This window comes from Ruegeria sediminis (genome assembly GCF_005938215.1).
Lineage (GTDB): Bacteria > Pseudomonadota > Alphaproteobacteria > Rhodobacterales > Rhodobacteraceae > Ruegeria > Ruegeria sediminis.
The window spans coordinates 687,128-700,928 of record NZ_VCPD01000001.1 but is presented as its reverse complement, the minus strand read 5'-3'; the positions used below and the strand labels follow the sequence as shown (position 1 = coordinate 700,928).

At 63.1% G+C, this 13,801-nt stretch carries 12 protein-coding genes; 8 read left to right on the top strand and 4 right to left on the bottom strand.

The features are described from left to right. Positions 1-39 precede the first annotated feature (39 nt). Positions 40-1,086, bottom strand: coding sequence for a rod shape-determining protein (locus tag FGK63_RS03590; protein WP_138840213.1), 1,047 nt, complete (start codon positions 1,084-1,086; stop codon positions 40-42). A gap of 156 nt (positions 1,087-1,242) precedes the next feature. On the opposite strand from FGK63_RS03590, the gene FGK63_RS03585 reads away from it, so the two are divergent. The 3 genes from FGK63_RS03585 to FGK63_RS03575 all read left to right on the top strand — a co-directional run bounded on the left by FGK63_RS03585 (position 1,243) and on the right by FGK63_RS03575 (position 4,840). Beyond that, positions 1,243-2,052, top strand: a complete 810-nt coding sequence (locus FGK63_RS03585; protein ID WP_138840212.1) for a 23S rRNA (adenine(2030)-N(6))-methyltransferase RlmJ — start codon at positions 1,243-1,245, stop codon at positions 2,050-2,052. A gap of 80 nt (positions 2,053-2,132) precedes the next feature. Then, entirely contained in the window at positions 2,133-3,872 is a 1,740-nt protein-coding gene (locus FGK63_RS03580; RefSeq protein WP_138840211.1) for an adenylate/guanylate cyclase domain-containing protein, read from the top strand. Positions 3,873-4,036: 164 nt separating this feature from the next. Continuing rightward, positions 4,037-4,840: a 2-keto-4-pentenoate hydratase gene (locus FGK63_RS03575; protein ID WP_138840210.1), complete on the top strand. Its 804-nt coding sequence runs from the start codon at positions 4,037-4,039 to the stop codon at positions 4,838-4,840. A gap of 161 nt (positions 4,841-5,001) precedes the next feature. Here FGK63_RS03575 and FGK63_RS03570 read toward each other — a convergent pair whose 3' ends face one another. Further along, on the bottom strand, positions 5,002-6,576 hold the full coding sequence (locus FGK63_RS03570; protein WP_138840209.1) for a 2-isopropylmalate synthase: 1,575 nt from the start codon (positions 6,574-6,576) through the stop codon (positions 5,002-5,004). Positions 6,577-6,884: 308 nt separating this feature from the next. Here FGK63_RS03570 and FGK63_RS03565 point away from each other — a divergent pair, with 308 nt between their 5' ends. Beyond that, on the top strand, positions 6,885-7,550 hold the full coding sequence (locus FGK63_RS03565; RefSeq protein WP_138840208.1) for an SDR family NAD(P)-dependent oxidoreductase: 666 nt from the start codon (positions 6,885-6,887) through the stop codon (positions 7,548-7,550). Positions 7,551-7,563: 13 nt separating this feature from the next. On the opposite strand, the gene FGK63_RS03560 is transcribed toward FGK63_RS03565, so the two are convergent. Further along, positions 7,564-9,042, bottom strand: coding sequence for an MORN repeat-containing protein (locus tag FGK63_RS03560; RefSeq protein WP_138840207.1), 1,479 nt, complete (start codon positions 9,040-9,042; stop codon positions 7,564-7,566). 157 nt (positions 9,043-9,199) lie between these two features. Here FGK63_RS03560 and FGK63_RS03555 point away from each other — a divergent pair, with 157 nt between their 5' ends. Continuing rightward, positions 9,200-10,858: an NAD+ synthase gene (locus FGK63_RS03555; RefSeq protein ID WP_138840206.1), complete on the top strand. Its 1,659-nt coding sequence runs from the start codon at positions 9,200-9,202 to the stop codon at positions 10,856-10,858. 112 nt (positions 10,859-10,970) lie between these two features. On the opposite strand, the gene FGK63_RS20925 is transcribed toward FGK63_RS03555, so the two are convergent. Continuing rightward, positions 10,971-11,264, bottom strand: coding sequence for a hypothetical protein (locus FGK63_RS20925; protein ID WP_218961105.1), 294 nt, complete (start codon positions 11,262-11,264; stop codon positions 10,971-10,973). A gap of 19 nt (positions 11,265-11,283) precedes the next feature. On the opposite strand from FGK63_RS20925, the gene FGK63_RS20920 reads away from it, so the two are divergent. From FGK63_RS20920 to FGK63_RS03540, 3 genes are all read left to right on the top strand, one after another. Then, entirely contained in the window at positions 11,284-11,598 is a 315-nt protein-coding gene (locus FGK63_RS20920) for a hypothetical protein (protein WP_218961104.1), read from the top strand. A 342-nt stretch (positions 11,599-11,940) separates the two neighbouring features. After that, positions 11,941-12,180 (top strand): hypothetical protein, encoded by a 240-nt coding sequence (locus FGK63_RS03545; protein ID WP_138840204.1) that lies wholly within the window; start codon positions 11,941-11,943, stop codon positions 12,178-12,180. Positions 12,181-12,387: 207 nt separating this feature from the next. Beyond that, positions 12,388-13,719: an NAD(P)/FAD-dependent oxidoreductase gene (locus FGK63_RS03540; RefSeq protein ID WP_138840203.1), complete on the top strand. Its 1,332-nt coding sequence runs from the start codon at positions 12,388-12,390 to the stop codon at positions 13,717-13,719. Positions 13,720-13,801 lie beyond the last annotated feature (82 nt).

Below are 13,801 nucleotides of genomic sequence, written 5' to 3'. Positions count from 1 at the left end.
GCGCCGTTGTCTTGACCCGCTCTTCAGAGAGTGTGCGCCTCAGCTGTCGTAGTCAATCGCGTGTCGCAGTTGTTTTTCGTATTCCAGCGCCTTGCCGGTGCCGAGCGCGACGCAATTCAGGCTTTCGTCTGCGATCGAAACGGCCAGCCCGGTCTGTTCGCGCAGCGCCAGGTCCAGATCGCCCAGCAGCGCGCCGCCGCCGGTCAGCATCACGCCGCGGTCGACGATGTCGGCGGCGAGATCGGGCGGGGTGGTTTCCAGTGCGGTCATCACCGCCTCGCAGATCTGCTGCACCGGCTCGGCCAGCGCCTCGGCCACCTGGGCCTGACTGATCTCGATCTCTTTCGGAACGCCGTTCAGCAGGTCGCGGCCGCGGATCTGCATCGTCTGCCCGCGCCCGTCATCGGGCATCCGGGCGGTGCCGATGGTGGTCTTGATGCGTTCGGCGGTCGATTCCCCCACCAGCAGGTTCTGCTGGCGGCGCAGGTACGAGATGATCGCCTCGTCCATCCGGTCGCCTCCGACGCGGACCGAACGGGCATAGACGATGTCGCCCAGCGAAAGGACGGCGACTTCGGTCGTGCCGCCACCGATATCGACGACCATGTTCCCGGTCGGATCGGTGATCGGCATGCCCGCTCCGATGGCCGCCGCGATCGGTTCCGCGATCAGCCCGGCGCGGCGGGCGCCTGCGGACAGGACCGATTGACGGATGGCGCGTTTCTCGACCGGCGTGGCGCCATGCGGGACGCAGACGATGATCTTGGGTTTCGAGAAAGTCGATCGCTTGTGCACCTTGCGGATGAAGTGCTTGATCATCTCTTCGGCCGTGTCGAAATCGGCGATCACGCCTTCGCGCATCGGGCGGATCGCCTCGATCGAGCCGGGCGTGCGGCCCAGCATCAACTTGGCGTCCTCGCCGACGGCCAGAACCTTCTTGACGCCGTCCTTGACGTGGTATGCGACCACCGACGGCTCGGACAGGATCACGCCCCGACCCTTGACATAGACGAGCGTGTTCGCCGTCCCGAGGTCAATGGCCATGTCCGCAGTGAACAGGCCGCCCAGATTGCCAAAGATCCCCATGTGTTGTGGTCCTGCTTCTCAGAATTTTTTGCCTTGCCCTCGACTCGACGGGTTCGGGACGGATGACTTATAGGGTGCCAAGCCGCCCTGTAAAAGGCCTGATTCCGCGTCAATCAGCGCCTTTCCGCCTTTTTTGGAAGGACATTAGAAGGCAAGATGCTGTCTTATCAACACATTTATCACGCCGGCAACCTGGCCGATGTTCACAAGCACGCCCTGCTGGCCCGAATCCTGTCCTATCTGACGCAGAAGGACAAGCCGCTGAGCTATGTCGAGACGCATTCGGGCCGAGGGCTGTACCGGCTTGACGCCGACGAGGCGGTCAGGACCGGCGAGGCGGCCGCCGGGATCGGGCGGGCGCAGCGCGAAGACTGGTTCGATGCAGCCCATCCTTTGGCCCGCGCCATCGCGAAAGTGCGGAACGAACACGGGGCGGCGGCCTATCCCGGCTCGCCGCTGATCGCGGCAAGTCTGCTCAGGCCGCAGGACAGCCTGCATTTCGCCGAACTGCACCCGCAGGAACATGCGGCGCTGGTCACGGCGCTGACCGCTCATGGGGCCAGGGTCTACCGGCAGGACGGGTTCAAACTGGCGCAGTCGCTGCTGCCTCCCACGCCACGGCGGGGCATGCTGCTGATCGATCCCAGCTACGAGGTCAAGTCCGACTATGACCGGCTCCCCGGTCTCATCGCCAAGTTGCACCGGAAATGGAACGTGGGGATCATCGCCCTGTGGTACCCGATCCTTACCGATGAGCGCCACAAGCCGATGGTCGCGGCCCTGAAGCGCCAGAACCTGCCCAAGGCGGTCTGCCACGAGGTCGGCTTTCCCGCCGCAAGGGAAGGGCACCGCATGATCGGTTCGGGCATGTTCGTGGTCAACGCGCCCTTCGGCATGGCGGAAGAGACCGCCTATCTGGACGACCTCTTCGGCAGGCTCGGGCAAGGCCCGGTCGCAAACGACTGAGGTTCCGGCCCGGCGTGCGCGCTCGGAATTCTGTTGGAGAACCAATGGGGGCGGTCTAGTGTTTCCCGGGGAGGGTCGCGATGGATCGCAAGCTTGCAGCCGTCATGGCAGCCGACATGGTGGGGTACAGCCGGTTGATGGAAACTGATGAGCAAGGCACGCTGGCGCGGCTGCGGACTCATCGGATCGAATTGATCGATCCGTCGATTTCCCGAAACCGCGGCACCATCATCAAGACCACCGGCGACGGCATGTTGGTGGAATTCGCCAGCGCCCGCGATGCGGTGGCCTGCGCGGTCGAGGTCCAGACCCGCATGTGCAGGCGCAACATGGACGTCCCCGAAGACCGCCGCATCCGGTTCCGGATCGGGGTCAACCTGGGAGATATCATCTTCGAGGACGGCGACATTTTCGGCAGCGGCGTCAACGTGGCCGCCCGTCTGGAACAGGCGGCCGGCGTGGGCGAGATCCTGATCTCGTCGGCGGTGCATGAACAGGTCTGCCGCCAGATGGAGCTGCAGTTCGAGGATATGGGCGACCTGGCGCTCAAGAACATCAGCCAGCCGGTGCGCACCTACCGGGTTGCGCTGGACATGCCCGCCCCGCCGGTCGAAGACGGTCCGGCGGCAGGAGACGATACGCGGGTGGTCAAGCCCACCATCGCGGTCCTGCCCTTCGCGAACCTCAGCGGCGATCCCGAGCAGGAGTTCTTTGTCGACGGGCTTACCGAGGATCTGCTGACAGAACTCAGCCGTCGGCACGAATTGTTCGTGATCTCGCGCAATTCCAGCTTCGTCTACAAGGGCCAGTCTGTGAATCTGCGCGATGTGGCCGAAAAGCTGGGCGCGCAATATATCGTGGAAGGCAGCGTGAGAAAGGCGGGCAACCGGTTGCGCGTCACGGTTCAGCTGATCGACAGCCACAACGATGCCCATATCTGGGCCGAGAAATACGACCGGGAACTGGACGATGTCTTTGCCATTCAGGACGAGATCACCTCGGCCGTCGTCGCGACATTGCCCGGACGCATCGAAGCCTCGCAGCAGGACGAGCTGTCGCGCAAGAAACCGTCCAACCTCGCGGCCTATGAATGCGTGCTGGCGGCCAAGGTGCTGCACCACCGCAGCACGCGCAGCGACAATGCCGAAGCGCAGAAACTGATCGACCGCGCGATCGAACTGGACCCGGAATACGCCCACGCCCACGCATGGCGGGGATGCATTCGCGGGCAGGCCTGGGCCTTGGGCTGGTGCGACGACCCCGAGGCGATGCTTGCAAAGTGCATCGAATCCGTCACCAAGGCGGCGGCGTTGGACGACAATGACGCCGACGTGCACCGCCTGATGGCGGCGGTCGAGATCATCCGCAACAACCTGAGCCGCGCCCGCTATCACCAGGAACGGGCGCTGTCGCTCAATCCGAACTACGACCTGGTCGTGGTGCAGATGGGCGAGTTGCTGACATGGAGCGGCAACCCGGACGAAGGGGCGGAATGGATCGAAAAGGCAATGCGTCTGAACCCGCACCACCCGGCCAGGTTCTGGAGCCATCTGGGCAAGGCGCATTTCTGCGGCCGGCACTACGAGAAGGCGCTGGACGATTTTCAAAGGCTTCCGACGCTGGACGAGACCCAAACCGCCTTTGTTGCGGCCTGTCACGGCTGGCTGGGCAACCAGGCCGACGCACAGCGTCACGTCGACGCCATCTTCACCGCCAACCCCGAGTTCAAGGCCGAAGATCTGCTGGCCACGATGCATTACGGTCGCCAGGAAGATCTGCAGCATCTCCGCGACGGGCTGGAGAAGGCCGGGCTTACCTAGGCGCCGCGCTTGCGAGAAACAGCGATTGACCTGTCCGAGTGCCTGATCGACATCCGCAGGTTCATTCTTGGCGGGATCAATCTCGGTCTGACCTCGGCCATTTGGTAACGTAGGGCAGGTACGACGGAAATTAGTTCGGATGGATTGCAGGGGGAACGACGGGCATGAACGAAAGCATAGTCGAAACTGCACTTGCCGCGCTCGGCGAACATGAACAGGTTCCTCTCTTTTCGGCATCGTCGGAAGGGCTGAAGGTTGCCGACGCCTATCGCGTAACTGCCCAGCTTCGCGCAGCTTTCGAGGCCCGCGGCGAGAAAACGACCGGTCGCAAGATCGGGTTCACCAACCGCGATATGTGGGGCGTTTATGGCGTTCGGGAACCTATCTGGGGGTATTGCACTGACAAAACGACCTTCGAACTCAAAGACCACCCTGTGCAACGCGTGTCGGATTTCGTCGAGCCGCGCATCGAACCGGAGATCGTGTTCGGTCTTGGAGCAAATCTTCATCCGTCGATGGACGAGACGCAGTTGCTGGACTGTATCGAGTGGGTTTCGCTCGGTTACGAGGTCGTGCAGTCAATTTTTGCTGGCTGGAAGTTCGCTGCTTTCGATGCGATCGCCGCCAATGCGCTGCACGGTGCTCTTCTGATTGGCAATCGGCACAAGATCGCGCCGAGAAAGTCGGCATGGCAACGCGAACTCGCTTCGTTCCGCGCGGAGCTCTTCTGCGACGGAAGGGCAAGCCAGTCCGGTGGCGGAGCGGTTGTGCTGGGCAGCCCACTCATTGCGCTTCAGCATCTTGTCAAGTTGCTGGCCGAAGACCCATGCAACCCGCCGCTTCGTGCGGGTGAGGTCGTTTCGACAGGAACACTGACTCTCGCAATGGCCGTAGAAGCGGGTCAGACTTGGACCACGAAAGTGCATGGTATTCCGCTTGAAGACATCAGCTTGCGCTTCGAATCCTGACGTCTTTGCACCTGATGCAGCCAATTGCCACGGGCCATCTTCGTCCCGCTGGGCCGCCATTCGGCGCCAGTGAACCGAACATCGCGCGGCAAGGAAGACCATCGCGACAAAACCAACGCGGGCGGGTCTGTCCGACAGACCCGCCCGTTTTTCGCGTGGGATCAGGTCAGATCCTTGTAGCTGATCTCGCGCGTATCCGCGCCCGGCCCGGCCTTTTCCCGGCGCACGATCAAGCGGTTCAGCGCGTTGATATAGGCTTTGGCCGAGGCGACCACCGTGTCGGTATTGGCCGACTGCCCGGTGGCGATCATGCCGTCCTCTTCCAGCCGCACCGAGACCGTCGCCTGGGCGTCCGTGCCCTCGGTCACCGCGTGGACCTCGTACAGTTGCAGATGCGCCTTGTTGGGGTAGAGGACGCGGATAGCCTTGAAGGTGGCGTCAACCGGCCCATCGCCATGCTCGGTGGCGCTGGCATCCTTGCCGTCGATCTCCATTTCGACGGTCGATTCCGCCGGCCCGCCGGTGCCGCAGACGACCTTCATCGACACGAGGTGCAGGTGGTCGTTCTCGGAATCCTCGCCCGAGCGCATCAGTGCGACGATGTCGTCGTCGAACACCTCTTTCTTGCGGTCGGCCAGTTCCTTGAAGCGGATGAAGATATCCTTGAGTTGGTTGTCGCCCACCTCGTAGCCGAGGTTGTTCAGCTTGTCGCGCAGCGCCGCGCGGCCGGAATGCTTGCCCAAGGGCAGCGAAGTGCCCGAGAGGCCGATATCCTCGGGGCGCATGATCTCGAAGGTTTCCTTGTTCTTCAGCATTCCGTCCTGGTGGATGCCGCTTTCATGGGCAAAGGCGTTCTTGCCGACGATGGCCTTGTTGAACTGCACCGGAAAGCCCGAAACGGTCGAGACGCGGCGCGAGATATGCATGATTTTGCTGGTGTCGACGCCAGTGTGCCAAGGCATGATGTCGTTGCGCACCTTGAGCGCCATCACCACCTCTTCCAGCGCTGTGTTGCCGGCGCGTTCGCCCAACCCGTTGATGGTGCATTCGATCTGCCGCGCACCGCCCGCGACCGCCGCCAGCGCGTTGGCCGTCGCCATGCCGAGGTCGTTGTGGCAATGGGTGGCGAACACCACCTCGTCCGCGCCCGGAACGGTTTCGATCAGTTTCCGGATCAGATCCGCGGATTCCACCGGTGCGGTATAGCCCACGGTGTCGGGAATGTTGATCGTGGTCGCGCCGGCCTTGATCGCGATCTCGACCACGCGGCAGAGATAGTCCCATTCCGTCCGGGTCGCGTCCATCGGCGACCACTGCACGTTTTCGCAGAGGTTGCGGGCGTGGCTGACGGTCTCGTGGATCCTGTCGGCCATCTCGTCCTTGGACAGGTTGGGAATGGCGCGATGCAGGGGCGAGGTGCCGATGAAGGTGTGAATTCGGTTCTTTTCGGCGTGTTTCACCGCTTCCCAGCAGCGGTCGATATCGGCGAAATTCGCGCGGGCCAGCCCGCAGATGCGGCTGTTCCTGGCGCGCCTGGCGATTTCGGAGACGGCCTTGAAATCGCCTTCGGACGCGATGGGAAACCCGGCCTCGATGATGTCCACGCCCATCTCGTCGAGCAGTTCGGCGATCTCAAGCTTTTCGTCATGGGTCATCGTCGCGCCGGGGCTTTGTTCGCCGTCGCGGAGCGTGGTGTCAAAGATCAAGACGCGGTCTTGGTCGGTCGCATTGGTCATGTCGGTATCTTTCTTGTCTGTCCTAAAGCCATATGGCGCGCAGGCGTCCTCCTCTGAGCGGGCGCGCCGGATGGCACGCTCAGAGGCGGATTAGGATCAGTAGGCCACGCAGAGCCGCGCCACTTGCCGTGGCGTCGAAGGAATGGATATCCGCGCGGTTGATCATGGGACCGAGGTTATACATCGACCCGCCGGAATGGGAAGCACCAAAAAGCAGCAAGTTGGCCAGAAAACGGGAGAATCGCCGAACGCGCCCGCGCTGGTTCTTTTGGCTTGAACTGCTCTCTTGCCCTGCTAGCTGCCGATTCATGGAAACGGCACTGGTCATAGGCGCAAGCGGTGGAATCGGCAGCGCGCTCTCCAACCGCCTCAAGGTTGAGGGGGTGGCAGTAACCGCGCTTTCGCGGTCGGAGCAAAAGCTGGACCTGACGGATCCGCCTTCGGTGGAGCGGGTGCTTGGATCGGTTCGGGCCCCCTTCGATCTGGTGGTGGTCGCCACCGGCGCGCTCGAGATCGGGGGTGCCGGGCCGGAAAAGTCCGTGCGCGCGGTTTCGGCCCGTACGATGCTGGATCATTTTGCGCTGAACGCGGTGGGGCCGGCCCTGGTGCTGAAGGAAGCTCATCGCCTGCTGCCCCGGAGCCGCCGTTGCGTGTTTGCCGTTCTGTCCGCGCGAGTGGGGTCCATCGGGGACAACCGGCTGGGCGGATGGATCAGCTACCGCGCCGCGAAGGCCGCAGTGAACCAGATCGTCCGCACGGGCGCGATCGAACTGGCCAGAACCCACAAACAGTCAATCTGCGTGGCGCTGCATCCGGGAACGGTGGAAACGCCGCTGACCAGAAAATACGCCGGCCGCCATGCGACGGTTTCGCCCGAAGAGGCCGCCCGGAACCTATTGTCGGTCATCGAAGGGTTGAGCCCGGAGGATTCAGGAGGCTTCTTCGACTGGGCCGGGGAAAGGATACCGTGGTGAAGTTGCTCGCGGCTCAGCCGTCCGACGGATCGGTCTGCGGCGCATCGGTACCAGGTTGGCTGCCGGTCTCTTCGGTGCTGCTGTCGGCGCCGGACGAAGACTGCGACGTGAGAGCGCCGTTTTCCCAGGTGCCGGTTTCCTCCTGACCGCTGGCATAGCGCATCGTGCCTTCGCCCTGGCGCTTGCCGTTGTGGAAGTTGCCCTCGTAGATGTCGCCATTCGCATAGGTCGCGACACCGCGGCCGCTGATCCGGCCTTCGTGCCATTCCCCCTTGTACTTGAACCCGTCCGCCATGACGATTTCGCCCTGCCCGTGCCGTTGGCCGTCCACGTATTCGCCGGTATAAACCGAGCCGTCGGGATAGGTCGCCTTGCCCTGGCCGTGGCGGATGCCGTCGACCCAATCGCCCTCGTACCGGTATCCGTCCGCATAGGTCATCACGCCCGTGCCGTGATTGCGGGCGTTCTTGAACTGGCCCTTGTAGACGATGCCGTTGGCGTAGATCGCCGTGCCTTCGCCCTCGATCACGCCCGCAACCCATGTGCCTTCATAGCTTGAGCCATCGGGATAGGTGATCTTGCCCTGTCCGTCAGCCAGGTCGGCGCTCAGCTCTCCGACATAGACCGAGCCGTCGGGATAGGTGACCTCGCCCTGACCTTCGATCTGACCGGCCGACCAAGTTCCGCTGTAGCGGTAGCCGTCGGTGCCGGTGAAGGTGCCCTGACCATGACGGCGGTCATCCGCGAACTCGCCCTCGTAGGTGTCGCCGTTGGCGTAGATGACCTTTCCGGTGCCTTCGCGCTTTCCGGCGACCAGCTGGCCTTCGTAGATGTCGCCGTTGGCCTGGGTCAGCCAGCCGTTCCCGGTGATCTGCCCCTCGGCCCAGTCGCCGGTATAGGTCATGCCGTCGGGCAGCGTCAGCGTGCCCTGTCCGTGGCGCTGGCCGGCGACGATGTCGCCTTCGTAGACGGCGCCGTCGGGATACGTGATCTTGCCCTTGCCCTGTTTCTGGCCGTTTTCCCAGTCACCTTCGTAGATATAGCCGCCCGGGCTTTTCATCAGGCCGGTTCCATGATGCTGTGCGTCCAGAAAGCCGCCCTCGTAGCGCACGCCGTTGGCATAGATCGCGACGCCGGTGCCGTTGATGACGCCGTCCTTCCATTCGCCTTCGTAGGTGCCGCCGTCCGCAAAGGTGATCTTGCCCACGCCCTCGGGTTTGCCCTTGGCGAACTGGCCTTCGTAGACCGATCCGTTCGGGAAGCGGGCGACACCGTGGCCGCGGATTTCGCCTTCGACCCATTCTCCGGAGTATTCGTAACCGTTGGGCAGGCGATAGGTGCCGGTGCCGTGCTGGAGGCCGCCCTTGAAGGTTCCCTCGTAGACGCCGCCGACGTCATCCTCGGTGGTCAGAATCTGCCCTTCCTGGGCTGAAGCCACGCCTGCGACCGTTCCAATAGCCGCAAGTGCGATCGTTCTGCGGATTCCGTTCATGGTTGCCCCTGTCTGCCCGGTATGCATCAGTTCCCCGATCTATAAGGCGAAATTAGGATACCGGCGATGGGGGAGCAACGTCTTTTGCCGCATTTGTCTTTTCCTCGCGTCGCGATCTGTTAAATGGCTTGGGAAATGACGAGGGCAAGGGGGAAGGATGGCCGACCGTTTCCGCATCACTCTGGCGCAGCTCAACCCGGTCATGGGCGATCTGGCGGGCAACGCGGACAAGGCGCTTGCCGCCTGGGAAGAGGGGCGCGCTGCCGGGGCCGATCTGGTGGCCCTGCCGGAAATGTTCATCACCGGCTACAACACGCAGGACCTGGTGATGAAGCCCGCGTTTCACGACGCCGCCATCGCCATGGTAGAAACGCTGGCCGAGGAATGCGCGGATGGGCCGGCGCTGGCCATTGGCGGGCCCTGGGTCGAGGATGACAAGCTCTTCAACGCCTACCTGATCTGCAAGGGCGGCCGGATTGCCAGCAGGGCGCTGAAGCATCATCTGCCGAACGAGACGGTGTTCGACGAGGTGCGCCTGTTCGATGCCGGCCCGCTGGGCGGCCCCTATTCCGTGGGCAACACCCGCATCGGCAGCCCGATCTGCGAGGATGGCTGGCACGAGGATGTGGCCGAGATCCTTGCCGAGACCGGGGCCGAGTTCCTGCTGATCCCGAACGGGTCGCCTTATTTCCGCAACAAGAGCGACCAGCGAATCAACCAGATGGTTTCCCGCGTGGTCGAGACCGGCTTGCCCCTGATCTACCTGAACATGGTGGGCGGGCAGGACGATCAGGTTTTTGACGGCGGCACGTTTGCGCTGAACCCGGGCGGCGAACTGGCGCTGCGGATGCCGGTTTTCGACGAGGCAGTGGCCCATCTCGATTTCGAACGCGGCGATGCCGGGTGGCGGATCGTTCCGGGCCAGATCGCGCCGCAGCCCGACGAATGGGAACAGGACTATCGCGCGATGATGCAGTCGCTGCGCGACTACATGGGCAAGACCGGGTTCGGGAAGGCCGTGCTGGGCTTGTCAGGCGGGGTGGACTCGGCGCTGGTCGCGGCCATCGCCGTCGATGCGCTGGGCCCCGAAAACGTGCGCTGCGTGATGCTGCCTTCGGAGTATACCAGCCAAGCGTCCCTCGAGGATGCCGAGGCGGTCGCCAAGGCGCTGGGCGTGCGGTACGACTACGTTCCGATCTCGGAAAGCCGCGCGGCGGTCACCGACACCCTGGCTCCGCTCTTCGAGGGGCTCGATGCAGACATTACCGAAGAGAACATCCAGTCGCGCCTGCGCGGCCTGCTGCTGATGGCGATCTCGAACAAGTTCGGTGAGATGCTTCTGACCACGGGCAACAAGTCCGAGGTCGCGGTCGGCTATGCCACCATTTATGGCGACATGAACGGCGGGTACAATCCGATCAAGGACTTGTACAAGACCCGCGTTTTCGAGACCTGCCGCTGGCGCAACGCCAATCACCGCCCCTGGATGAGGGGGCCTGCGGGCGAAGTCATCAGGCCGTCGGTCATCGACAAACCCCCCAGTGCCGAGTTGCGCGAAGATCAGAAGGACAGCGACAGCCTGCCGGACTATCCGGTGCTGGACGCCATTCTGGAAATTCTCGTGGACCAGGACGGATCGATCGCCGATTGTGTCGCCGCCGGTTTCGACAGGGCCGTCGCCAAAAGGGTCGAGCACCTGCTTTACATCAGCGAATACAAACGCTTCCAATCCGCGCCGGGCACCCGGCTGACCCAGCGTTCATTCTGGCTGGACCGCCGCTATCCGATCGTCAATCGTTGGCGCGACCCGTGTTAGCCGGGAGCGAACCGCAATAGCTGCCGTATTTTCGCCACAGAAAACGCGAAAATGACCGGTTGAAGGCGGATGGCCCAAGGATGCGTCAGGCCGGGCGGTCCGCGCAAGACGGTCAGCGGGTAGCGGTCATGAACAGCGACGAAAAACCTCGCACGGCTGGATCGGCAGGCGATACGCCGAACCATCCGGATTGTGCTTCGGACGATGGCTGCATAGAGGCCGCGATCCGGGCGGTCTTGGACGGCGAATTGAACCAGCCGATCGATGCGGGCGAAGCGGTCGATCCAACCAATACCAAGCGCAGGCAAGGCGAGGCGCGCACGACTGTCCGCCGATTGGCGGCAAGGGCCACGCAGTTCAGGCCGACACGGAGGCAGCTCTTCTTTGCGGCAGTCGTCTTGATCATGGTTTTCAGGCCGTGGCTGTTGCCAACGCTCGCACTTCTGATCGCCATTGCGCTGATTGTAAGTTACCTGACGCTCGGCCACGACCGTTCCGCGGAGCTGTCCGAGCGGGCGATGGAATGGCTGGAAAACCGCAGACCGGAACTTGCCGCCAAGCTGCGGCGGAAATTCCTGCGTCTGGGGGGGGCGGCCAATTCAGTTTTCGTCCGCATTCCGGAACGCTGGACCCAAGGCATTCATCTGCCCGACTATGGCCCTTCCGGCGAACTCCCCGAGAAGATGCGCGAAGATCCGTTTGAACGTCTCGCGCAGGACAAGCGCGGGCGCGCGGACTGAAACCGCCGACCTGCAGGCGACCCTTAATCCGGCAATCCTTGCAACTCACACACGGGTTAGTGTCCGTTTTCAGTGGCTTAACGGCCGCGTGTCCATCGCCAAATTGCGGGCGAACAGGTGATCTGCCACATTTTTGCCTTAATTGAGTTCCAATATTGTCGCAATTGAGGCGGGAATAAGGCGCGCGGCCAGAGAAGTCGCAGCCACGGTAAGTATCCTTCGAATAGGTTGGCCTTGCGGTCCGGTGCGCCGGTCGGCACAGGTCGTGGGGAACATGGTATTGGTGTTAAGATGTTGAATAGTTACGATAAACCTCTTCACGCGCCGCCCAGGTACAAGGCGATGGAATCGCCCGGTCACGAGTTGGATGAGCAAGCGGTAGACAACGCGATCTCGGCAATCTTGGGCGGCGAACCCGGCGAATCGGAGGAAGAGCCCGCGCCATCTTTTCTGATGGATGCGCCGGTTTCGGATGACGAGGAACCAGAGCCGGTATCCGAAACCGTCGGAGAACCGGGCATCGCCACGGCGATTTCCGAGGTTCTGCGCCACAAGTGGCAGGCGCTTTCGCTGCGGCTGTAATTCTGCCCGACTTGACGGGTTTCTGCCGGCAATCCGGCCGCCACGGCGGCCCGTTTCCGTGTTTCCGTTCACGCCTTCGGGCTATCCGGGGATGACCGTGCTGCCACAGTCGGTGGCAGTCTGAACGCAGGGACCGCTATCACCTTTCCATCGGACTGTTTTGAAGACAACACTTCCACCAATTGGAAGAAGTGCGGCGGGAAATTCATGCCAGGTCCAAAGCCAAATCCGGTCGAGTCGGATTTGTCTCTGCCCAAGAACATCGATGTCGTGATTGTCGGAGGCGGTATCATCGGTGCCGCGTCGGCCCTGGAACTTGCCGAGCGCGGCGTGTCGGTTCTGCTCTGCGAAAAAGGGCAGATCGGGGCCGAACAAAGTTCGCGCAACTGGGGCTGGGTGCGGCTGGGTATGCGCGACCCCCGAGAAATTCCCCTGATGCTGGAATCGATCCGCATCTGGCAGGGTCTGGAGGCCCGCCTCGGACGTAAGACTGGCTACGTCCAGTCAGGCATCGTCTTTGCCGCATCGGGCAGGCGCTCGCATCGGAACCTCGAGCGGTGGTTGGAAAACCTGGATGGACGCCAGACCGGCGCGCGCATGGTGTTCGGTCCCGAACTCGACACCTTGCTGGCCGGCCAAGTGTTGGACCTGACCTCGGCCTTGCACACTCCGCTCGACGGCCGCGCAGAACCTCAATGGGCAGCGCCCGCGATCGCCGAGGGCGCGCGGGACCGTGGGGCGGTCGTCATGACGAATTGCGCCGTGCGCAGCGTCGAGACCCAGGCCGGGCGCATCGCCGGGGTCATGACCGAGCGGGGCCGCGTCGCCTGCAGCCAGGTCGTGTTGGCCGGCGGGGCGTGGTCCCGCCTGTTTGCGGACAATGCGGGAATTCACCTGCCGCAGCTCAAGGTATTGAACACGGTGCTGAGGACTTCGCCGGTCGAGGGCGGCCCCGAGGCCGCTCTGTGGTCAGATGATTTCGCGATCCGCAAACGGGCGGATGGTGGATATGTGGTGGCCTCTGGTCACCAGAATACGGTCGATATCGTTCCAGACAGCTTTCGACTTGCCCGGGAGTTTCTGCCGGCGCTGGCACAGGACTGGAGGTCGCTCAGGTTCCGCCTGTCCCGGCGATGGATCGAAGAGATGCGGCAGAACCGGCGCTGGCAGCCGACGGATGTCACGCCGTTCGAACTGTGCCGCACCTTGGATCCGGAGCCTTGCGCCAGGGTTCTGCGCAGGTCCTGGGCTGACGCCAGGCGGGCCTTTCCCGTCCTCGGCGCGGCAGAGATCGTGCAAAGCTGGGCGGGGATGATCGATGTGACGCCCGATGCAATTCCGGTGATTTCTTCCGTGGAGGATCTGCCCGGCATGTACATCGCCACCGGGTTTTCGGGGCATGGTTTCGGCATCGGGCCCGGTGCAGGACGGCTGGTGGCCGATCTCGTGACCGGTCATGCCCCATGTGTCGACCCGGCCGCATTCCGGTTGTCGCGGTTCACGGACGGCTCGCGCGTTCGTCCCGATCCCGGTTATTGACGCCGGTTGTCATGGGGGCCGCGGAACGCCGGTGCCCGACGCTGGCGTCGCTGAAAGAACTGGATGCGGCAAAAGGCAAGCT